The organism is Rubripirellula reticaptiva (assembly GCF_007860175.1).
GTDB classification, from domain to species: Bacteria; Planctomycetota; Planctomycetia; order Pirellulales; family Pirellulaceae; genus Rubripirellula; species Rubripirellula reticaptiva.
The window spans coordinates 189,504-209,811 of record NZ_SJPX01000005.1 but is presented as its reverse complement, the minus strand read 5'-3'; the positions used below and the strand labels follow the sequence as shown (position 1 = coordinate 209,811).

The following is a 20,308-nucleotide window of genomic DNA, read 5'->3' as shown; positions in this document are numbered from 1 at the left end:
AAAGCCCGCAAGCATCCAGCTCGCGGGCTTTTTTTATGGCCATGCGGCGGTTTCCGTAGCCAATGACAGCCTGCGCAACGCCGGTGTGCCCACGGTAAGCTTGGCTTCATGACCGATCTCATCGACTTATTGGTTCAGCGAACTTGGTGGCGTTACCCACCTAGCGGCAACAATCTTTTTAACGAGCTTTACCACTGGTTCAACATTGCCGAAGGGACGGTCTGGTTTGTGCTTTCGTGGCTGGTGATCCGGCGCTATTGGATGCACCGCAACAGTCGGCTTGAAATCGCATACTCGATCCTCTTCCTTGCCTTCGGTGTGACCGATTTTCTGGAATCATATGCGTTGACCTCGTGGTTGATTTGGCTGAAGATTTTCAACGTTTTGCAACTATTCGTTGTTCGCCGGATCGTTATTCGACGCTACTACTGTGGATCGACGCTGTACTAGCCGTTTCGCGAGCAGGCAATTGAATCATCGTGAATCCTTACTCACCGCCAACCACGTGTGCCGAATCGCCTGACGCAAAATGCCGTGGTGGATGCCCAATATGCGAAGACCGTGTTTCGATGTTGCGTTATTGGTCTGGGCTGCGAGCATGCGAGACCTGCGGTAACACGCTCGGTGTAAAGTGGCCACTGCGGTCTCGGATAACGCTGATCGTTATGTACTTCATTGGCGTTCCGCTGGTGCTGTGGGCTTCGGCCGGACCTGCGAGTGTTATTGCGCTATCTCTCGTCGTGACGGCGGTTGGGCTATTGGCAATGTTAGCGTTGCTGTTTCGGGACGGGCATCTTGTCGTTTGTCGCCGTTTCATGCCGGTTTCGGAAGCCGAAACCTTGCGTTTGCGTCGTGACTATCACGAAACAACTCACCGACAGCAGATGACGCAATGAACCGATTCGCATTTGCACCGTTCGTTGATTTACCTTTGGTCGCCGTTGCGCTGGCGTTGTTCATTTGGCATTTCAATCGTTGGGCTTCCCGCAGCGACCTTGAAACCAATCTGGACGTCGCCGCTCGGCTTCCGTCTGCTCGCCGCCGAGTGTTGGCGTTGATGGCTGGCGTACTGTTGCTTTGCTGGTACTTCAATTTTGCGGTTTGGGGAGTTTTTGCGTTGCTGCTTGGGGCTGGTTTAGCACTCGCTCTCGTCATTGGTGGCGAGTTAGATGGCGGGGTGTCTGGGCTTTGGGCTGCCGCCTATTTGGTACGTGAATGGTCATTCGGTTTTCCTCAAATCGTTCTTCATCCGCTTGTTGACGATGGACCGACTTCGTTTGGCGTGCCAAAACACCAGCTCGTCGGCAAGACTGGCACAACATCCTCTCCGCTGCGTCCAATCGGTGATGCGATCATCGACGGAAATCTCGTTTCGGTGACTTCGGATGATGGAAGTTTGCTAGTTGCAGGTACGGATGTGATCGTGACTTCCTATCGAAATGGGTTGCCGTGTGTCCGCGTTTGCGTTGCAGCGGAAAACGACGGGTAGCAATTCGCTGCACGCGTGTTGAGGAACAGACGAAGGGGAGGTCGTGTTCGGATCCACGGTTGCGATTTCCGTTTCGCCGTGAATTAGATGATGCGATCGTCATCGATTTCGATTGACTGCGAGATTCTGTTACACTCCGGCGACCAATCATTCGCCGCGGACGATCGTGTGACTGGAGATGCTCGTCGATTTCACTACCATGCCAGAGACTGCAATGATCCTGTCCAAGCTGCGTTGGCTTCCAATTGCGACGTTGCTAATTGCGACGTTGCTAATCGGAGCGTTCGGTAGTTGCATCGAAGCCGGCGCCCAAGAAGCAACCGAGTCGATCGTTGTCTCAGAAAAGGTTGGCGAACCTGTCGTCTTGCGAGTTGGCACCAAGCAAAGTCCTCCGTTTGCGATCAAGAACTCTGACGGTTCGTGGGCTGGAATCAGCATCGAACTTTGGGAACACTTGGCCCATGAACTGAAACTGGAATACGAGTTTCAGGAGCTGACGCTTGGCGAAATGTTGCAGGGATTGGAAGAGGGGCAATTGGATGCTGCCGTCGCAGCGATTAGCGTCACGTCGGAACGACTCGAACACGTCGATTTTTGCCATCCGCATTACTCGACCGGGCTGGGGATCGCGATCAGCACGCGCGATCATTCGAGCCCTTGGAACGTGCTCAAACGCATTGTCTCAAGTCGCTTGTTGAAGATTGTCGCCGCAATGGTTTTGACCGTTGCGGTTTGCGGATTTCTGTTTTGGGTGTTCGAACGCAAGTCCAACACGTCGATGTTCGGTGGCAAGCGCCGACAAGGCCTAAGCATGGGCATTTGGTGGTCGATCATTTTGCTGCTCGGAAACAAGAGCATCATTCCAGTTAGCATGATGGGGCGTTTGCTGGCGACGCTGGCGATGTTCGCCAGTTTGATCGTGCTATCGATTCTGACGGGCGTGATCACATCTGTGCTGACGGTCGGGCAGCTCGATGTTGGAATCAATCGGTCGACGGACCTGCATCATGTGCGAGTGGCGACGGTCGATGCGAGCACGAGTGCTGATTATCTTCGTCAACGTCGCATCTTCTTTCGTGCTTACGAGTCACCTCGTGCTGCAATCGGTGCGGTCGATTCTGGCAACGCCGATGCCGTGGTTTATGACGCCGCGCTGTTAAAGTATTTGGCAAGTGACGAGTTCGCAAACCGAATCGACGTTTTGCCCGTCTTATTCAATGTCCAGGAGTATGCGATCGCGCTGCCGAGGGATAGCGAGCTGCGGAAACGCTTCAACGAAGAGTTGCTGCGTTTTCGCGAGAGCGATTCATGGGATGAACTTGTCTATCGCTATCTAGGAGAATGAATCGATGCGAGGCAGTCCAATCGAGGCGAACACCGTAAGCGTCTGTATTACGTTTTTAGGCGTAGTCCTTTTTGCGCAGGCGATCGGGCTGGCTCAGGATAACATTCGCGACAACGGTCCTACTGATGATCCGGTCCGGTTGGGAGTACCAGAAACGCTACGTGTCGCTGTCCGCGAGGTCCCTCCGTTTGCGATGCTTAGCGACGACGGTCAATGGACCGGCATCAGCGTCGATTTGATGCGTGAGGTCAAAGCCGAACTGGAAATCGAATCTGGCCACACCATTGAAATCGACTTCCGGCCATTGTCGCTTGGCGAGATGCTTGACGCCGTCGAGGCGGCGGAAGTCGACTTGGCCGCCGCTGCGATCACGGTCAACTATGAACGTGAAAAACGCATGGACTTCACGCACTCGTTTCACACCTCGGGTTTGGGCATTGCGGTCGGTGCGAAGCAACGCAGATCCGGATGGTTCGGAATCCTAGACGCAGTCTTCTCACCGACGTTCATCCGCATTGTTGCTGGGTTGGTTTTGGCAATGTTTGTCAGCGCGGTGGGAATCTACCTGTTCGAGCGTAAGGCGAATCGCGAGCAGTTCGACAAAGGTTGGGTTCGAGGTATCGCTGCCGGCATGTGGTGGGCGGCGGTGACGATCACGACCGTCGGCTATGGTGACAAAGTACCCAGGACGCTGGGCGGTCGATTGATCGGATTGATTTGGATGTTCGCCGGTCTGTTCATCATCGCTGGTTTCACCGCGGCGGTCACGTCGGCACTGACGTTGACGGAGTTGAGATCACGCATCAGCGGCCCCGCCGATTTGTCGCGAGTGAAAGTCGCAACAGTCAACGGTTCCACGTCGGCCGATTATCTGCGGTCTCGGCATATCTTGTTCGCCGGATTTCCCAACGTTGACTCGGCACTGACCAGTCTGGTGGCCAACCAATGTGACGCCGTCGTTTACGACGCGCCGATCTTGCAGCACGAGACCTATCGAAAATGGTCGGGCGACGCCTACGTGTTGCCAACCACATTCGAGCGGCAGAGTTACGCGTTCGCATTGCCGAGCGACAGTCCGCTGCGCGAACCCATCAATCAAGTCTTGCTGCGTCAAACGTCCAGCCCCAAATGGAACGACGTGCTGGCAACTTATTTCGGCGAAAGCCAGCAGTAAAGTTTTTTACGCGACAGTTCTTTTCTTTAACGAGATCCCCGGTGATGCTCGGTTGATTAAGCATCGGAACACTCGATTTAAAACTGTCACTGCCATTGTTCGAAATGCAGCAGTTGTAGCGAGCTTCTGTTCGAGTTGGCGATTTTACACGCCCATCGTTTAGGTAAATCCAGCCTATTTCGAAGCGTCTCATGTTTGGCGTTTTCCAAGGCTGCGCTGTTTTCCTTCCACCGGTGTACTTGTTATGCAAAATCCGTATCGCCCGTTCGGATCGAACGTTCAAGGAACTGTTTCCGCAGCGATTTCTATTCCTGCGGTGCTGTTCGCACCTGTCGCCACGCTGGCGATTTCCTTGGTTCTCGCGGCAATGGCGGGCCTGTTTATTTTTATTTATTGGATGTTGCTGTTTGATCGCAACGAAGGCTCGACGATCTTGTTCAACGCCATTTTCTTTCCTGCATTTGTGTGGCCGCCGTTTCTGTTGTGCGGCTATCTTGCCGGGCGCTTGGCTGGATACAGGTGCATCGCCCACGCGTTCTATGCCGGTTGCATTTATCTGGTCGCTGATGTTGCAATGTCAGTTCCTTGGCTGGTCGATGCCCCATATTTTTGGACTCACGTGATGAGCTGTGTTCTAATCGTGCCACTGGCGTTGCTGGGCGGAAAGCTAGCCGAACGCGGACGGCTCTATCATCCCATGGCGGACGGCACAGACTTTGAAAGCCTACGTTCTTGGTCAGGACGACCGCCTACCATCTGAAACACTTCTATGAATCGAAACCAAACGCAAGCTGCAGTACTGATCGTTGCCGATACGCCGCTCGTAAAGAAACACTTTTCGATTCGGTCGCTGTTGTTGCTGATCGCATTTGCGGCACTCGTTTTTGTTTCGTTGAACCAGCACCAACAGAATCGGGAGTTGAAGCGTCGAATGGAAACGCTTAGATTGCAAATTAAACACCTGAACGCCTGGAACGAGCAGACGAGCGAGAGACTTGAGGAAGTTGTTGAATTTGTGCGGACTGAGCCTGTGCTGAAATTACCGGTCACTTCGGACTAGCGCGGTTGATGGGGAAGACGATCGCGAGTTCCTTGAACCGATCGGCCGCGGATGGCTGGCGGGATCCATAAAGGCAGAATTGGCAAAGGACGCATTTCCGATGCTATTTCAGGCTTGTTGGCAACGCCGCTAATAAGCCTGAACTGCTCTTTACTTCCGTAAAAACCGCGTCAAATGAACGAATTTGCGTAGTTGCTTTTACCGGCAGTCCGGTGCATATTATCGCTCCGCATCTTGCCTAGCACGCACTTTCTTCGCTGCTGACACGACCGGTGCGTCTTACTTGGCTTTCGCCAAGGCTCCCGTTTTTAAATGGCTTTTTCTCAGGGTCAAATGATGTGTCATAAGAAGGCAGTTGTTTCAAAATTGCGCAAGCGGCTTTTCATGCTGATTGCCGCTGGGTTTCTGATGAATACGCCGGAACCGGCGCAAGCTGAAGTCATTTTTGACTTCAACTTCACTGATGCTTTGGGCGTGGGATTCAACGCGAATGGACAGACGGGCAGCGATCGTCGCCAGGGGCTGACCAATGCGGGGAACTATCTAGCCGGTTTTTTCAAAAACTACACCGCAACCATCAACATGGACGTCAACGGCAGCGAAACAGGGCCGAATACACTCGCCTCGGCGGGCTCGAACTTTAGCGCGTCGGTTGCTACCAACGGATTCGTCTCGTCTGGCGATGTTAGGACCAAGATTCTTGGTGGTGATGCAGCGGACCCATCGCCAGCGTTGGCCGACGGAACGGTCAATTGGAACTTTGCCAACTTTCAGTGGGAGCCGTTTGATGATTTTCAGCCCGGCGAGTTGGACTTGTTTTCGACAGCCGTCCACGAATTGCTGCACGCCGTCGGCTTTGCGTCCAGCATCGGGCAAGACGGCAGCAGTGGGTTCAGCGATCCTATCGGCGCACCAACCGCTTGGACAACGTTTGATCAATTTGTTGCCGACTCCACGGGCGCGTTGATCGATGGAACGTTTGCACTGGACACTGCCCGTTGGAACGCTGCGTCGGTAGGCGGCGCAGGGCCCGTTGACGGGCTGTTGTTCAACGGCCCCAACGCTGTACTGGCTAACGGTGGAAACCCGGTGCCGCTTTATTCGCCAGCGACGTGGTTGGGCGGATCGTCGGGCTCGCACCTTGATACGGATTTCTTCAACGGTACCAATGGCAATGCGTTGAAAATGATGAATCACGAGGGCGCCGTTGCTTCGGGCTTAGATACTCGTGTGATCAGTGCCATCGAAGTCGGCATCCTTAGGGACATCGGATACACGAATATCAGTGCGGTTCCTGAACCCGGTTCACTGGCATTTGTTCTGGCAAGCGGCGTTGCGGTGTTTGTCCGTCGTCGTCGCAAGGCGTAACGCTGATCGCTAAGCGAGGTTGATTGCTTCGTTAGAAAGGCGAAGAGACGCTGTTTCGTTTTCGCAATGGCGGAATTGAATTGCGTTCGGTCACAAGTTCGCCGACACCATTCATGTTGATGCACGGGCTATGGTTGGCCGATCCCTGTGGGCTGGCATCCGGCCAAGCCGAGCGGAGCTTTCGAGGATTTGACCTCGGGAATTCCGTTTGGCTGGCTAAGCGATTGCAGAGTCATTCGTCGAACGAGCAAACTGAGTCCATGGCATCGATGTCAATGGAATTCAAATCAGACACCTTGCGGTTGCTCGCAGCACACGCCGACTACTTGCTGGTGGTGGGGCTTTGTTCGGCCGACAAATCAACACCTTCGGGTGTGATGTACTGGTCCATTTCTGCTGGATCAGCGACAACGCCGGCTTTCGGTTCCGAGCATCCGGTGATTGATGCGAACATGACCACGAACAGGGCGTTTAGCAATACTAACTTTTTCACGTTTAAACTACTTGCAGGTTGATGTTAACGAAGAAGCATGCCCCGACGACCAAGTGATCGGCGGGGCATGCGGATTGGCGAAGTGATGAACGGTCGTCCGAGACTATAGTTCTTCTGAGATCGTTTCTTTGCTTGCTCGAGTACCCAAAGCACCCCACAAGCCGTAGGGGCTTTGAGCACCAGGTACAGGAGCTGGTGCAACGTTGCCCAACTTGACCGGTTGTGAGCTTTGGTTGCCTGCTTCGATCGAGTCGGTCAGGAACTTGACAGCACCGTCAGCGAACAAAACGTGGCAGCCACCTTGGTGATAGCTTGATGGTGGCAAAGCACCCGTTTCACGCAGTCCACGCCATCCCAAGCAAGTTGCTTTGTTTGGTGGACGCATTGTGTTGAAGCCGGTTGTTACTGGACCACCATAGGCCCACATGTAACCGCGAGCGCTACGTGAACGCCAAGTTTCGGTTCCGGCGGCGTTGATCGAAAGAGTGTCGACGGTCGAGACCCAGAAATTTGGACGCAGCGGGTCGATGCTGACGTCACAGGCGAGCAGGTTTCCTAGTTCACCAGCTTGTCCGCTTCGGTTGCGAACACCGGTGTTCACAACAGGGTCGGTTCGAACGTCTCGGTCACCCAAGTTGGTTGCGATTTCGGCACAGGCCAACGTGTTCGACAGTCCGTCAAGGATGTCGCGGAACTTGGTGTTTTGGTAGGGGATGAACACACCACGGCAAGCAGCACGAGCTTGTTCAGCAGTGGTCGCGTTGAGTGGCCAAACGCCGTTTGCTTGCTGAACGCCGGCACCTTCGTGAGTCTTGTCGATTGCATCACCAAGACAGGCGGCGTAGTTCGTACGACCTTGGGCCGGCAGACCGACGCCTGGGTCGCTTGGGCAGCGAAGCGTTGGCAGCTCGTTGAACCAAGGCGTGTAGTTGCGGCCACCGGTGTTGTTCGCACCTGGGTCGGTGTCGGGCGACGGTCCCATTGCTGGGAACAAGCCAGTGAGGTTTCCGTTTAACGCCAAGCCAATGCCGCCGGGATTCGAGATTTGTTCCCAAATGGCTTGTTGTTCAAGGAACGGGGTCAAGCCAACCAAAAAGCTAAGCTTGTTGTTGGCAGCCAAGACGCTATCAGAAGTGTAGGCAAGACCAGCGACGTGCGGGCCAGCACATTGCGCAGGAAGCTGGTTGAATGCCGAGTGGTAGTTGTGAAGACCAAGCCCGATTTGCTTGAAATTGTTACTGCAGCTCATGCGGCGTGCAGCTTCACGAGCGGCCTGAACCGCAGGCAACAGGAGACCAACCAAGACGCCAATGATGGCGATGACCACTAGTAGCTCGACCAGGGTAAAACCGCCGTGCGAACGGCGGCGCGCAGTTTGAACCATACACTTCTCCAAAATAGTAAAAGATGAAACAGAAACTTAACCAGAAGAGCCCGACAACCGGGATCGTTTTATTTGGCTAATCGCGAACGGAATCTACAGAGTGAGCAAGGCGACAACCGGAAAGTCTCATTGCTGTTTCAGCAAAAGGCAGAAAGAGACTTCATCGAATGATTGTCCGCGCTCTGGGCATTCACTATTGTAAGATTGTTCCAAGTGAGACCCGTTCAGCGTGATCGAGTCGTCATTCATGAATAGTAAACAGCAGTCTGCTTTCTAGGTAGCGGCTCGTTTGACGGAATCTTCAAATATATTTGAAATAAAATCCGCCGACCAAATATCCTTCCATGCGGCGTGAACAAAGCGATTGCGCGTTCGGAGCATCCCACTTGCCGAAGCTCATTCAAGCTAAGTCAAAAACGATCAGCGTAGGTGGTCGGCCCATGGTTCGGATTGCCCTTCGACGATCAAGTATCGCGTGTCGGGGCGCAAGCTTGGCAAATAACTTTCCACTCCCGACGGCCATATAACCTTGACTCCAACCGGCGCCTCGGACGAGCCAAGGCCGAACGGTACAACGGCCTCGCTGCGTCCCTGGTACCCGTCGCCGGTTGCCGTGACGGCAACTTGTTTTTCGGTTCCCTGCGACACTTCGATTCGTGTGCCGATCGCCCCACGTTCGCTTTCGACGCCGACAATCACGAACTGGATCCAGTGGTTGTTGGTTTGTGTTTGGTTTTCTAACAAGGCGACCGGCGCCAGCAGGTCGACCACCGCGATGTCCATTTGTCCGTCGCGATTGTGGTCGGCGGTGATCGCAGCCCGTCCCACATGGTTTTGCTGCCAAAACGTTTCGGCCGACTGCTCGGCTAACAAGAATCGATCACCAAGGTTTTGGATCAATTGAGCAGGCATCGCCAACGCAGTTTTAGCGCCCGCGACGTTGTCGATATGACCATTGGCGACAAAGACATCAACGGTCGCGTCGTTGTCAAAGTCGATTGCCTGGCAACCAAACCCGAGTAAGTTTTCGCTTAGTTTGTCTAAGCCGAATCGCGGTGCGACATCACGAAAGTTGCCGCTTGAGTCACCCAGGTAGAAATTCAGCCATTCGTCGAACCAATTGGTGATGATCATGTCTGGCGATCCGTTGCGATCAAAGTCGGCCCACGCCACACCCATGCAGGCACACGCCTCGCCTCGCGAACTGACGGCACAACCGCGGGCAACGGCGATGTCTTCGAAGGACAACTCGTTGTCGTCAGCACTTAGCTGCTTCGCCGATTGCTGCTGCTTCCACAATTGGTTGGGCCGCGCGTCATTGGCGACGAAAATTTCATTGGCTGGATCGTCGTCAAAGTTGCTGATGATCATTCCCAGTCCTGGATTCGCAGAGTCACCAAACTCGGCCGCTCGTGCGTGGCCGGCCGACGTAGCGGTCTCGCCCAAATTCATTGGCTCAAACTTGCCATCGTGTGTTTGAATCCAAAGACGGTCCACCTCGGCGGGAAAGTGCAGTGGCCCTGGTATTTTAACGAGCCCACCATCAGGCCCGACTGGCGACGGTTCGTACATCAACGGCGAATTGACGTAGTTGACTTCGACTACATCGGCAATCGCATCGCCTGTGATGTCCGCGATTGCTAGCCCCATCGTGCAATGGGCCGTATCGGGGTTTGTCCAGCCAACCGACTCGCTGATGTCGCGAAAGGTGCCGTCACCTTGGTTGATCAACATGCGATTGAAACCCAAATTTCCAACAAGCACGTCATCAAAACCGTCTTGGTTGATGTCGCCCGTCGTTACGCACTGGGTGTAGTTTCGGTCGACGAGTGAGGCGATTTCGGTGGCATTGCGGAAGTGTCCGTCAAGGTTTCGGTAGAGTTGATTGGACTCGCTGCTAAGACCTAACGGCGGCTCGCAACCGGCCTGGCTGCAATAGAAATCGACGCGTCCGTCGCGGTCAAAGTCAAACGCTGCGATGCCGCCACCCAAGCCTTCGAAGATGCGGAAGTTGTAGAGGCGTTTTGGATTGGCGTTCTTATACTCATGAACTAAACCGGTGCTTTCAGCAACATCGACGAAGGTGGCGAGCGTTGGTTGCCGAACGAATGGACGTTTGTCGGTATTTGCCAAAGACTCTTTCGTTGCAGAGCCATCGTTTGTAGGTAGCTTGATCGCCGACGGTTCTGGATAGGCCTTCGGCGAGATTCCGACAAACCGCTGCGTCTCGATAGTGTTGGCATCGATACTCCTCAACCGCAGGATCTCGCGATCGAACGCAGCCGAATTCACCAACTCGGGATACTCAGTGCGAAACCACGACAACCAAGCGGCCGCCTGGTCTGGTTGGCCTGCTTGTTCCAACTTGTCCGCCAATTCAACGGCAAGGCTGTCGTCGCTTGGTGTTTGAGTCACGATCGCTTCGGCAACTTGTGAAATCGACAGCAACAATTCGCGATGTCCGTCGATGCGTCGCGCGGACGGATCGTCGCCCAGTCGCAGCATTGCGGCCGTCAGGCGTTCGTAGACAATCGGGTTGGTACAGTCGCCATCGATCGATTTCAGATAGCACGCAACGGCCTCGTCAGCGCGGCCGTCAAAGAAACGCTGGTCGCCGATCGTTCGCCAGTACATCGGATTGTTGGTGACGTCCGGTGACGAGTCGTCGAGCCATTGTGCCATTTCGTCAAACTGTTGAAGCTCGGCAAACCCGGCTGCGATTGCCGCGTCGGTTGTCGATTCGCGATCCATCAACCCTTGCTTCAACATCGCTTGCAGAATCTCAATGGCGATCCGAGGCTGGCGATGGCTTAGCCGTCCGAGTGATTCGCTGAGCGGCCCCTCGCGGTTGGCGGTTCCGCTCGTGCTAGTCGCCTGGGTCGCGGCAAACGAATTCGAAACGTCCAAAAGAGACCGAAGTTCGGCCGTGTTAGCTTGCCCGGACTTCACAAGCGGCTCGAGCACGTCGCGGGCACGGTATCGCCAGCCGACAAAGTTCAGGAACGCAGCGTACTGGTGACGCAGGAAGTCGACATCGGGTGCTAACTCGAGCGTTTTTTCGTACATGTTTCTGGCTTCGGTCGCGCGTCCTGCAGATGCCAACCACTGTGCCGCTTGCCCCAGGGAGGCGATGCCAAAATCGGGATCGCTATTGTCAATCGAAGCCAGAATCGCGATCGCTTCGTCAAGGTTTCCGTCGTTCGCCTCGGCTTGAGCAGACAAGAATCGTAGCCGCGAACTGTCCGGTTGGATCAGTAGTCCGCGCCGCAGCGATTCTCTGGCCTTGTCCCACTGGCCGGCGGCCAAAGCTTCTTCCGCCGATTGGATCAGTACGTCGATTGATGGGGGCTGATCGCCGAGTGGCGGGGCAACGGATTCCGACTTTTCGATAGTCGGCGTTTTGACTTTTGCAGCAGCGGAGTCCTTGTCGGGCGTTGGTACGGTAGATGTTGAGCAACCGATCACTCCCAACCACAGTCCGAAACCAACGGCGCTTCGAATCAAACACTTCGGGATTGGCATCAATTTCTCGGTCTTCCTAGGGTCCACCACATCCGAAAATTTTCGGCGAAGCGATCAATATACCCATCAGTTCGCCAAGCCACGATTGTCTGATCTTTGCTTTACACTTTGAATTGTCCCATTTGAGTTCACTTGTCGGTTAAAGTTCCGTGGTATCGTCGCTCGCTTCGGTCGGGCGAACACAAGCGTCGTTTGTTCACTTTTTTAAGGGCATCACAACCATGAAGCGCCGCAGTTTTTCCATCGCATGCACGGTGATGGCCGTGATTGTTGCTGCCACGATGACCTACGGGGTTCGCTTGAATGCCGCAGTCGCAGACCCGATTCTCGCTCCGTTTACGTTCGATCGCGAAGGCGCGTCCAGCCCCGAAGATGCTGCCTCCGCTCTGTTTCGTGGCTGTGCAATGGAATCACCCAAAGACTTTGTTCGACATCTGCTTTTGGGTGTATGTGACGGTTCGGTCGACACGCTGCAGAAGTTTGCCCAGTGTCTGCATGAAACCAAATTCAGTCACGGCGAGGAATCGTTTACGGTCTACGAATTGCCAAAGCGAATGAATCCGAATCGACCTGTGCGCGTCGTCGCAAGTGAAGCCTTTGATCCCGACGACAGACGAGTTGTCGCTTTGCGTTTGGAAATGGTGAGCACTTACTACGCTGAAAAGTTTATGTGCGTTGCTGTGGTGGCAGAAGGATACGACGGTCGCGAGTACGGATCTCGAATCGTTGTGGGACAGTTGGGTGATCAGTGGTACGCGATCCCACGATGCCGCAGCGCGAACCGTTTTTATGGAATCGCTGATACGATGCAAATGACGTCTGTGCAGGATTGACGTTTCAATGATGCGGTGTTAACCGAATCATTCGGCGAGCTTTGTGGTTCCTGCTATTCAGGCACTCGCTGCGCGAAAGCGGTTCGCGGATGCGTTAGACTGTTGGGCTGGGTTCTTCGGTTCACCGGTAGAGTGAGGCACGGTTTTGGTGATTGGCAATCTCGTTCGAAGTCGACGCGTGGGATTCACTCTGATCGAATTGCTGGTGGTGATTGCGATCATCGCAGTGCTCATTGGGCTGTTGTTGCCGGCTGTTCAGGCGGCCCGTGAAGCTACGCGTCGCATGTCATGTTCGAACAACATGCGACAGATCGGCCTTGCCGCCCAGAACTACCATTCGCTGTACAAGATGTTTCCGCGTCAAGCCTTGCCCAATCGCGGCCATACTTGGGCTGTTGCCATCATGCCGTTTCTTGAACGTGTTGACCTTTTTAGTAGCTATGATTTCAGTGTCGATTGGAATAACAGTCGCAACCATGACACGATTGATAAAAAGGTGTCGACGTACACGTGCCCGAGTACGCCGATTAGTGGGCTGCTCGATCGTGCGGGTGGCGGAGTCATGACTGCCACAACGGATTATGTTCCCCATGGTGTGGTCACGTCGACGATCATGAACGCGGGGTTCGTCAAACGGAGAAAGAAACCATTTGGTTTGATCAACCGAAGTGTCACGCGAATGCGTGATGTTTTCGACGGATTGTCAAACACGATGCTGTTGACCGAGGATGCCGGTCGACCCCAGTTCTATGTCAATGGCCGGTTAGGACCGTCGACGAACGACAACGGTTGCGGCAATCTGAACGTCGCCAATGGGCGAGCGAAGGGTGGCGGTTGGGCTGACCCTCAGAACTTTATCCCACTGCATGGATTCAGCGACGATGGTTTGAGCTGTTCGGGACCATGGGCAATCAACAAAACCAACAACAACGAAGCGTACTCGTTTCACCCCGGCGGGTTGCAAATCAATCTGGCCGACGGCAGCACTCACTTCATCTCGGAACAAATCGACATCGAAGTCTATGCGTCGTTGATTACTAAAGCCGAACTTGAAGTGATCTCGGCGTTTTAGGAACTTGCAGTGACGGATCTCGTAAAAGCAGCCTGCGAGTTTGCGTTGCAACGACTATTTTCTTAGCGTGTTGTCAGTTTCCATGCTTTCACGCTTCTTACCTTCACTTCGTCACGGCCTTGTTTGATCAGGTCGCGATTGGCTGGCGTGGCAACGTTGCGACCATACAGGCCGGCATCGATGGGGATTTTGTCACCATCGGCTTTCAAGTTTTGTGCGTCGCCGGATTGTCCGGCACCCGTGTTCGCCTCGCGTGAGAGAATCAAGTACATCGGCACTTGCGGTACTAACTTGCGATCTCGCACGACAGCTTGTCCATCGATGAACCACATCACCACCTCGTTGGTCCACAGAAATCCGATTTTGTGCCAACCTCGATTGATCCCCGGCGAATGAATCGATGTTTTTCCGTCGGGGTGCAGTTCATTGAAGGTCGAAGGCGGTGTGGTTTTTCCGCCGATGCACTTCATCAGCATCACTTCGTTGGGATTGTCGCCGCCGGCCGGAACTTGGTCTTTCGCCACGACCATTTCGTGTTCGTAAATGTCGATTTCCAGTCCGTTTGCTGGATCGTTGTCGTAGGCGAGTCCCTGTTCGCTCGCCGGCATCAGCCAAAACGAATGACGGTGAGCGAGTGCTTCCATGTCTTCGAAATTGACTGTGATTTCGAAGAACGTCCCTGGCTCGAAAGTGATGTTGGGCGACAGAGTGTCTGTCTTTCCGTCTTGTCCCCAGAACTTGTCTTTCGGCAGCAGTTCGTCAGTGCGTAGGACGGGAACTTGCTTTCCATCGACTGACTTGGCGGCGAACGTATCGAACCAGGAAGTGTGGATTTCGAAGTCCGCGAAATTCACTTCCCCGAGCGCCGCGTCTTTCGGATCGGGATCGGTGTAGAGATGGTTGCGAGGTTTTGCACCGGAATCGCGGCTGGTGAAATTGTCTAGTTCCGAATCGGCAACGAACCCGCGTTGGACCAGGACACCGTCTTCAACCGATGCCGTTTCGTCCGCGAACTTGTCATACCAAGCAGCGTGTCGACGACCTTCCCCTTGACGATGTTGGCCGGAATTGTTGCTGTCCCGCATCGTCTCGCGGCGCCATTGTCCTACTTTGGGATCGATCGACTGTGGCTTCGAAAAGTCGCTGTCGAAAATCAACTCGTAATCAAACCGAGCCTTCGCGGATCGATTTGAAATGGTGGGTGTTTCGTCAGCGATGACGAGCGACGAGGCACCAAAAAGAAAGGGCATCACCGCGGTCGCGATGATGCCCGATAGCAAAGATTTCATGAGGGTCCGGCGCTGGAGCGGATTCAGGACTGTATTCAGTTAGCTGATTAAACGGACGCTTTGACTGACTTGCGACGACGGGCAGCGACTGCGACGCCACCGATGGCAACCAGAGCAAGCGATGAAGGTTCGGGCACGGCGACGGCATTCGCCGAGACTGTAAAGTTGTCGATCGAGAAGGTTGCAGTCGTTATAAAGTCGCCTTGATCTTTGAGGCCGATGTATAGAGAACCCGGACTCGTATTGAAGTTGATGCTGTCGTTGGTGCCGTTGAACTGCTGGCCGATTCCAGGAACGATATTCGCGGAAAAAGTTCTCGTTGTTGTTCCGCCAACGGAAGGAACGGATAACAACTCCACTTCCGTATCGCGACCAGGACTGTCGAGGGTAAGTTGCATTTCCAGCAGGCCAGGGCGTCCAGCTCCGGCCCAAGTGATGTCGCTTTCGGCAATGGAGATATCGAATGAAATCGTTCCACCATTGGCTGCCGCGGCATTGAGCTCGACCCCCAGCGGTGAAGCAAACGAAAAATCAAGTCTCGTTGCTCGGGAAGAGTCTTCGAAGAACTCACCACCGCCCGGCGCGTCGACGACTTGCAATACACCGCCGGCAAAACCGACAGATGCAGCGCTGCTTGCCGTAAAGCCCTCCGTCGAGGATGTGAAATCCAAAACAAACGCAGCGGATGCTTGAGTCGAAGCAAAACAAGCGAGCAAGCCAAAGCAAATCAAAGTCCGAAGCATTACTGAATTCCACGAAGGGGCCGTGAGGTGGGCAGATGTCAATCGACGACAGAGCTCCCAGTCTACGTAGGCTGCGTGAGTTAACAACGATATTGGCATCGATTTACGACAATAATCGCGTGTTGCGTCACTTCTGGGGGGGGGCTTGGAAGGCCTGTTTAGGCTGTTTTGAGTGCGATCTTGTAGGTCGCTGCTAATTAGGTGGGGGGCATGCCAAGGACGCGGACCGTGTCTAATGAGCCAAGGCGGATAGCAGGTTCGTGACTACAAGAGTGACGATAAGAGTAGAGTCGATGTCATGGGCGGTCGTGATTGCACTTGCGGGATTGTTGGTGCCGGCCGACTCTAGGGGGCCTGAGACATGGCGATTTCGCGTGTCTGATGCTGAGCGATGCCCTGACTGGAAAGACGTTCGATGAAGCGAGACATGGTTTTGGTTTACAAGTTGCTGTTGTTTGTCGAGAGCAAGGGCCACCGTATGTTTAAAGGAACGATTCCGATCGAAGGGTACGAACGTGATGCGGTTGTCGATCACGTCTATCTGCTAGCCGATGCAGGCTTCGTCGAACTTGGTTCCCAAACGCTCGCCGACAAAGGCCCGTTGGTTCTGACCTGGAAGGGCTGTGATTACTTGGAACAACTGCGAGCGAAGAACGCCCGATAGGCTCTAGTTCGGCAGCCCGATGTCTTCGTTCCACAGTTCCGGTCGCTCGGCGATGAAAGACTGCATCATGGCGATGCAGTCAGGATCGTCGAGGATCTCTAGGTCCACGCCTCGGCTGCGGACGTAGGATTCGGGGCCTTGGAAAGTTCGGTTTTCGCCGACCACGATTTTGGGGATCTTGTACAGCAGGGCGGCGCCGCTGCACATGTCGCACGGCGACAGCGTCGAGTACAGGATGGACCGCGAGTAATCCGCAGCGGTTCGTCGACCGGCTTTTTCCAGACAGTCCATTTCGGCGTGCAAGATCACGCTGCCTTTTTGGATGCGTCGGTTGTGGCCGCGGGCGACGATTTCGCCATCGATGACGAGCACCGAGCCGATAGGGATGCCTTCTTCGCTAAGTCCTTGGCGGGCTTCGTCGATGGCGGCTTCTAAAAACGGATCCATGCGGCAGTTTCCTTGGTGGAGATTCATTGTTTGGGGTGCCGCGAAACGGCTAACCAAGACGGGCTGGTTTTACTAAACTACGGAGCCCGAAACCACAGAGCTTGAAATCGATCGAGCCGAGTGTTTTCAAGTCTCCCACCATTTTCGCCCAGCGCCGAAAAGGCTTTGACCATGAAATTGTTCCGTTTTGCTTGTGCAGCTACCGCCGTTGCCGTGGCTGCGTCGTTCGCCAGAGCCGAAGATTGGCATCAGTATCGTGGTAACCAAGGCGATGGAAAATCAACAGAGTCGATCGGTGATTCGTTGAACGTCGTTTGGACCGTGCCGGCTCCGTTGGGGTTCAGTTCGTTTGCGATCGCTGACGGTCGTGCGTTCACGGTCATCGGACGCGACGAAAAAGAAACGCTGGTGGCGATGGACGCCAGCAACGGGAAAGAGTTGTGGGCTGTGCCGATGGGTAGCAGTGCTTACGAGCAGGGCGGCGGCGGTGCGGGCACGAAAGACAACCGTGGCGGCGACGGACCTCGCTCGACACCTTTGGTCGATGACGGCCGAGTCTATGTTTACGATTCGTACATGTTGTTGCAGTGTTTTGATGCCGCGACAGGCAAGCTCGTTTGGAAACGCGACGTCATCAAGGAATATGATGGCCGAAACATTTCGTGGTTGAACGCGACATCACCGGTGATCGCTGGCGACTTGGTGATTGTAGGCGGCGGCGGAGCGGGTAAGTCGTTTCTAGCGTTTGAAAAGACGACCGGAAAGAATGTCTGGGAATCGGGTGACGAAACGATCACGCACGCAACTCCCACGGTTGCTAAAGGTGATGGCGGTGATGAGGTGATCTTCTTTGCTAAATCGGGTTTGGTGTCGGTCGACGCCAATTCGGGCAAAGAACTGTGGCGGGCGCAGTTCCCGTTCAGTACATCGACAGCAGCTTCGCCGGTAACCGATGGTGATCTTGTCTACTGCTCAGCCGGTTACGGCGTCGGCGCAGGCGTTTTCAAGAAAAACGGCACCGCGATTGCGGACGAAGTCTGGTTCAAGTCAAACGAGTTGATGAATCACTGGAGCACGCCGGTCGTTCACGACGGTCACCTGTACGGTCTCTTTGAATTCAAGAAGTACGGGACCGCTCCGCTGCAATGTGTTGAATTGGCAACCGGCGAAATCAAGTGGGCCGAGCGTGGGTTTGGACCGGGCAACTGTATCCTGGCAGGCGACAAGTTGGTGGTGCTTTCAGACGCCGGCGAAGTCGCGATTGTCAAAGCAGATCCATCGGGATACCACGAACTCGCTCGCAAGGACGTTTTGACCGGCAAGTGCTGGTCGATGCCAGCGATCAGTGATGGAAAGGTGTTTGTGCGCAGCACCGAACAAGCCGCTTGCATCGCTGTCGACTGATTGTCTAATTCGTTGGCCAGATGCAGGCGAACGGGCTCCTACGAGATCATGCGGAAGTAGTGTTGGGAATCTACCCTCCCGCGGGGCGGGAAGGTGATCTTGGGCTTGCGAATGCCGGAGTTATTCCCGAACTTGCCGCTACGCGTTCTTTGCCGCGTATGCGCGGACGTCTTTTTCGAGCGTTTGGATCCGGGATCCTAGGACAGAATCGGCGGCGTCTAAATCTTGCGACTTGGCTGGTTCCAAACGCGTGAAGACGTAAAGTTTGATCTTCGGTTCGGTACCGCTAGGCCGGACGGCGACGTAATTTCCTTCTTCGGCCAGATCCAGAATGATCAGGTCACCGGTCGGGCCATCCAGTTTTTCGGACTTGCCGGTTGCCGTGTCTGTGATCGTTCCCGCTGCATAATCGCGTACTTTCGCGATCTTGATCCCGGCGACCGATTCGGGCGGCGAGGTTCGGAACGACTTCATCAGACGCTGCATCGCGGCCATGCCTTCGCTGCCTTCCATCACCAAGTTGATCAGCGTTTCGCGGTGATAGCCATGCTTGCGAAACAGATCGCACAGGTAGTCGTGCATCGAAATGTTCTGTGCCTTCAATTCGGCAGCCAATTCGAACATCAACATCGCCGCCACCGCACCGTCCTTGTCGCGGCAATACTGGCCGACCAAGTATCCGTGCGATTCTTCGGTGCCGTAGACAAACTGGTCCGGACCTTCGCGGTCGATCACTTCGGCGATGTACTTGAATCCGACCAACAGGTCGCCGACGCATCGAACGCCGTACTCTTCGGCGATCCGGCGGGTCAGTTCGGTTGTTACCAACGTCTTGACGATGTAGTGCTGTGGCGACAGCGTGCCGGCGGCCTTTCGTTTGCTGAGCACGTACTCGGCCAGAATTGCGCCGATTTCGTTGCCGTTAAATGTTCGCCACGGGCCCGCCGTGTCCATCGTTTTGGGCGCGGCAACACCGATGCGGTCACAGTCGGGGTCGGTTGCCAGAATCAAGTTTTGGCCGTGGGCTTGGGCGTGCTTGATCGGTTCGTCAAAGATCGCAGCGTTCTCGGGGTTCGAGACATGGCCAGGAACGTTCGGAAAGTCACCGCTCTTTTCGGCGTGCGGTCCATAGATTTCGATGTCGGTGAATCCATCGCGTTTCGCTAGCGGAACAACGGCTGCGGCGCCGACACCGTGCAGCGGTGTGTACAGCAACTTGACGTCGCGAGGACCTTCGAATGCACACTTGCTGGCGGCATCGAAGTACGCCTTGTCGACTTCTTCGGTGACGACTTCGACCATCCCCTTGGCAACGGCTTCGTCGAACGGCATCGACCGAATTTGTTGACAGTTCATGACTTTGCCGATGATGGCTTTGTCGTGCGGCGGCAAGACTTGGGCACCGCTGGACCAGTAAACCTTGACGGCATTGTCGCTGGGCGGATTGTGGCTGGCCGTGACCATGATGCCACAGTCGCATTTTTTATAACGGACAGCGAACGACAATTGCGGCGTCGCGCGATAGTCGTCAAGCAAGTACACCTTGATGCCAGCGGCGGCCATGATGCCGGCGCACAATTCGGTGAAGTGACGTGACTTGTGCCGAGTGTCATAAGCGATCGCGCAGGAAAGGTCTTTCTTGCCTTTGTGGAATTCGACCACGTAGTCGGCCAATCCTTGTGCACTTTCCCCGATCGTTCGATCGTTGATCGCGTTGGACCCGATCGAATACATCCGGCCTCGGCGACCACCGGTCCCGAACGGGATGATCGTCCAGAAAACGTCGTCCAGTTTTTGCCATTTGCCGGCGACAATGTGCTCGATCACTTCGTCGCGATATTCGGCATAGCGGTCTTCGGTCAGCCAGGCTTCGATATTTTTGGCGGCGGCGGCAGTCAGCTTGCCATCGGTGACGGCTTGTTGGACGGCGGACAGAGAGGAGGGCACGGTTGCGTCAATACTCATAGAATCTTCAAGATTGGGGGATGCTGCGCTGACCTTGTTACGTTGCAGTGATGCGA

The 20,308-nt window shown here is 54.8% G+C and carries 19 protein-coding genes; 12 read left to right on the top strand and 7 right to left on the bottom strand.

Annotation, left to right across the window (positions count from 1 at the left end):
- Window positions 1-108 precede the first annotated feature (108 nt).
- From Poly59_RS21965 to Poly59_RS21930, 8 genes are all read left to right on the top strand, one after another.
- Window positions 109-450: a hypothetical protein gene (locus tag Poly59_RS21965; protein WP_146536269.1), complete on the top strand. Its 342-nt coding sequence runs from the start codon at window positions 109-111 to the stop codon at window positions 448-450.
- A 29-nt stretch (window positions 451-479) separates the two neighbouring features.
- A complete protein-coding gene (locus Poly59_RS21960; RefSeq protein WP_146536268.1) occupies window positions 480-896 on the top strand; it encodes a hypothetical protein in 417 nt (138 codons plus the stop codon).
- A complete protein-coding gene (locus Poly59_RS21955; RefSeq protein WP_146536267.1) occupies window positions 893-1,489 on the top strand; it encodes an NfeD family protein in 597 nt (198 codons plus the stop codon). Before Poly59_RS21960 ends, Poly59_RS21955 begins: the two co-directional genes overlap by 4 nt.
- A gap of 199 nt (window positions 1,490-1,688) precedes the next feature.
- The gene (locus tag Poly59_RS21950) at window positions 1,689-2,834 is read left to right on the top strand and encodes a transporter substrate-binding domain-containing protein (RefSeq protein WP_186776444.1); all 1,146 of its coding nucleotides are present in this window, start codon (window positions 1,689-1,691) and stop codon (window positions 2,832-2,834) included.
- 4 nt (window positions 2,835-2,838) lie between these two features.
- Window positions 2,839-4,008, top strand: a complete 1,170-nt coding sequence (locus tag Poly59_RS21945; RefSeq protein WP_146536265.1) for a transporter substrate-binding domain-containing protein — start codon at window positions 2,839-2,841, stop codon at window positions 4,006-4,008.
- A gap of 244 nt (window positions 4,009-4,252) precedes the next feature.
- Window positions 4,253-4,768: a hypothetical protein gene (locus tag Poly59_RS21940; RefSeq protein WP_146536264.1), complete on the top strand. Its 516-nt coding sequence runs from the start codon at window positions 4,253-4,255 to the stop codon at window positions 4,766-4,768.
- A 9-nt stretch (window positions 4,769-4,777) separates the two neighbouring features.
- Window positions 4,778-5,068, top strand: a complete 291-nt coding sequence (locus Poly59_RS21935) for a hypothetical protein (protein WP_146536263.1) — start codon at window positions 4,778-4,780, stop codon at window positions 5,066-5,068.
- Between the two features lie 384 nt (window positions 5,069-5,452).
- Window positions 5,453-6,436 (top strand): PEP-CTERM sorting domain-containing protein, encoded by a 984-nt coding sequence (locus tag Poly59_RS21930; RefSeq protein ID WP_186776443.1) that lies wholly within the window; start codon window positions 5,453-5,455, stop codon window positions 6,434-6,436.
- A gap of 322 nt (window positions 6,437-6,758) precedes the next feature.
- Here Poly59_RS21930 and Poly59_RS29725 read toward each other — a convergent pair whose 3' ends face one another.
- The 3 genes from Poly59_RS29725 to Poly59_RS21920 all read right to left on the bottom strand — a co-directional run bounded on the left by Poly59_RS29725 (window position 6,759) and on the right by Poly59_RS21920 (window position 11,835).
- Window positions 6,759-6,929 (bottom strand): hypothetical protein, encoded by a 171-nt coding sequence (locus Poly59_RS29725; protein ID WP_186776442.1) that lies wholly within the window; start codon window positions 6,927-6,929, stop codon window positions 6,759-6,761.
- A 103-nt stretch (window positions 6,930-7,032) separates the two neighbouring features.
- Window positions 7,033-8,313 (bottom strand): DUF1559 domain-containing protein, encoded by a 1,281-nt coding sequence (locus tag Poly59_RS21925; protein WP_146536261.1) that lies wholly within the window; start codon window positions 8,311-8,313, stop codon window positions 7,033-7,035.
- Between the two features lie 420 nt (window positions 8,314-8,733).
- Window positions 8,734-11,835, bottom strand: coding sequence for an FG-GAP-like repeat-containing protein (locus Poly59_RS21920; RefSeq protein ID WP_146536260.1), 3,102 nt, complete (start codon window positions 11,833-11,835; stop codon window positions 8,734-8,736).
- A gap of 221 nt (window positions 11,836-12,056) precedes the next feature.
- Here Poly59_RS21920 and Poly59_RS21915 point away from each other — a divergent pair, with 221 nt between their 5' ends.
- Window positions 12,057-12,668: a hypothetical protein gene (locus Poly59_RS21915; protein WP_146536259.1), complete on the top strand. Its 612-nt coding sequence runs from the start codon at window positions 12,057-12,059 to the stop codon at window positions 12,666-12,668.
- A 178-nt stretch (window positions 12,669-12,846) separates the two neighbouring features.
- The gene (locus tag Poly59_RS21910; RefSeq protein WP_246151848.1) at window positions 12,847-13,740 is read left to right on the top strand and encodes a DUF1559 domain-containing protein; all 894 of its coding nucleotides are present in this window, start codon (window positions 12,847-12,849) and stop codon (window positions 13,738-13,740) included.
- Window positions 13,741-13,802: 62 nt separating this feature from the next.
- Here Poly59_RS21910 and Poly59_RS21905 read toward each other — a convergent pair whose 3' ends face one another.
- Both Poly59_RS21905 and Poly59_RS30285 read right to left on the bottom strand, forming a co-directional pair.
- Window positions 13,803-15,029 (bottom strand): glycoside hydrolase family 16 protein, encoded by a 1,227-nt coding sequence (locus tag Poly59_RS21905; protein ID WP_246151847.1) that lies wholly within the window; start codon window positions 15,027-15,029, stop codon window positions 13,803-13,805.
- 47 nt (window positions 15,030-15,076) lie between these two features.
- Entirely contained in the window at window positions 15,077-15,772 is a 696-nt protein-coding gene (locus Poly59_RS30285) for a PEP-CTERM sorting domain-containing protein (protein WP_246151846.1), read from the bottom strand.
- 415 nt (window positions 15,773-16,187) lie between these two features.
- On the opposite strand from Poly59_RS30285, the gene Poly59_RS21895 reads away from it, so the two are divergent.
- A complete protein-coding gene (locus tag Poly59_RS21895) occupies window positions 16,188-16,436 on the top strand; it encodes a DUF2513 domain-containing protein (protein WP_146536258.1) in 249 nt (82 codons plus the stop codon).
- A 3-nt stretch (window positions 16,437-16,439) separates the two neighbouring features.
- Here the strand turns inward: Poly59_RS21895 and Poly59_RS21890 are convergent, their stop codons facing one another.
- Window positions 16,440-16,883, bottom strand: coding sequence for a nucleoside deaminase (locus Poly59_RS21890; RefSeq protein ID WP_146536257.1), 444 nt, complete (start codon window positions 16,881-16,883; stop codon window positions 16,440-16,442).
- A 171-nt stretch (window positions 16,884-17,054) separates the two neighbouring features.
- Here Poly59_RS21890 and Poly59_RS21885 point away from each other — a divergent pair, with 171 nt between their 5' ends.
- Window positions 17,055-18,287, top strand: coding sequence for a PQQ-binding-like beta-propeller repeat protein (locus Poly59_RS21885; RefSeq protein WP_146536256.1), 1,233 nt, complete (start codon window positions 17,055-17,057; stop codon window positions 18,285-18,287).
- Window positions 18,288-18,425: 138 nt separating this feature from the next.
- On the opposite strand, the gene Poly59_RS21880 is transcribed toward Poly59_RS21885, so the two are convergent.
- Window positions 18,426-20,252, bottom strand: coding sequence for a phospho-sugar mutase (locus tag Poly59_RS21880; RefSeq protein ID WP_146536255.1), 1,827 nt, complete (start codon window positions 20,250-20,252; stop codon window positions 18,426-18,428).
- Window positions 20,253-20,308: the final 56 nt, after the last annotated feature.

What these genes read in the sequence shown, in the direction of transcription:
- Poly59_RS21940 (WP_146536264.1), top strand. Translation starts at nt 4,253, where the DNA reads ATGCAAAATCCGTATCGCCCGTTCGGATCGAACGTTCAAGGAACTGTT.
- Poly59_RS21950 (WP_186776444.1), top strand. Translation starts at nt 1,689, where the DNA reads ATGCCAGAGACTGCAATGATCCTGTCCAAGCTGCGTTGGCTTCCAATT.
- Poly59_RS21890 (WP_146536257.1), bottom strand. Translation starts at nt 16,883, where the DNA reads ATGGATCCGTTTTTAGAAGCCGCCATCGACGAAGCCCGCCAAGGACTT.
- Poly59_RS21915 (WP_146536259.1), top strand. Translation starts at nt 12,057, where the DNA reads ATGAAGCGCCGCAGTTTTTCCATCGCATGCACGGTGATGGCCGTGATT.
- Poly59_RS30285 (WP_246151846.1), bottom strand. Translation starts at nt 15,772, where the DNA reads ATGCTTCGGACTTTGATTTGCTTTGGCTTGCTCGCTTGTTTTGCTTCG.
- Poly59_RS21965 (WP_146536269.1), top strand. Translation starts at nt 109, where the DNA reads ATGACCGATCTCATCGACTTATTGGTTCAGCGAACTTGGTGGCGTTAC.
- Poly59_RS21930 (WP_186776443.1), top strand. Translation starts at nt 5,453, where the DNA reads ATGCTGATTGCCGCTGGGTTTCTGATGAATACGCCGGAACCGGCGCAA.
- Poly59_RS21885 (WP_146536256.1), top strand. Translation starts at nt 17,055, where the DNA reads ATGAAATTGTTCCGTTTTGCTTGTGCAGCTACCGCCGTTGCCGTGGCT.
- Poly59_RS21955 (WP_146536267.1), top strand. Translation starts at nt 893, where the DNA reads ATGAACCGATTCGCATTTGCACCGTTCGTTGATTTACCTTTGGTCGCC.
- Poly59_RS21935 (WP_146536263.1), top strand. Translation starts at nt 4,778, where the DNA reads ATGAATCGAAACCAAACGCAAGCTGCAGTACTGATCGTTGCCGATACG.
- Poly59_RS21880 (WP_146536255.1), bottom strand. Translation starts at nt 20,252, where the DNA reads ATGAGTATTGACGCAACCGTGCCCTCCTCTCTGTCCGCCGTCCAACAA.
- Poly59_RS21945 (WP_146536265.1), top strand. Translation starts at nt 2,839, where the DNA reads ATGCGAGGCAGTCCAATCGAGGCGAACACCGTAAGCGTCTGTATTACG.
- Poly59_RS21895 (WP_146536258.1), top strand. Translation starts at nt 16,188, where the DNA reads ATGAAGCGAGACATGGTTTTGGTTTACAAGTTGCTGTTGTTTGTCGAG.
- Poly59_RS21905 (WP_246151847.1), bottom strand. Translation starts at nt 15,029, where the DNA reads ATGAAATCTTTGCTATCGGGCATCATCGCGACCGCGGTGATGCCCTTT.
- Poly59_RS21920 (WP_146536260.1), bottom strand. Translation starts at nt 11,835, where the DNA reads ATGCCAATCCCGAAGTGTTTGATTCGAAGCGCCGTTGGTTTCGGACTG.
- Poly59_RS21925 (WP_146536261.1), bottom strand. Translation starts at nt 8,313, where the DNA reads ATGGTTCAAACTGCGCGCCGCCGTTCGCACGGCGGTTTTACCCTGGTC.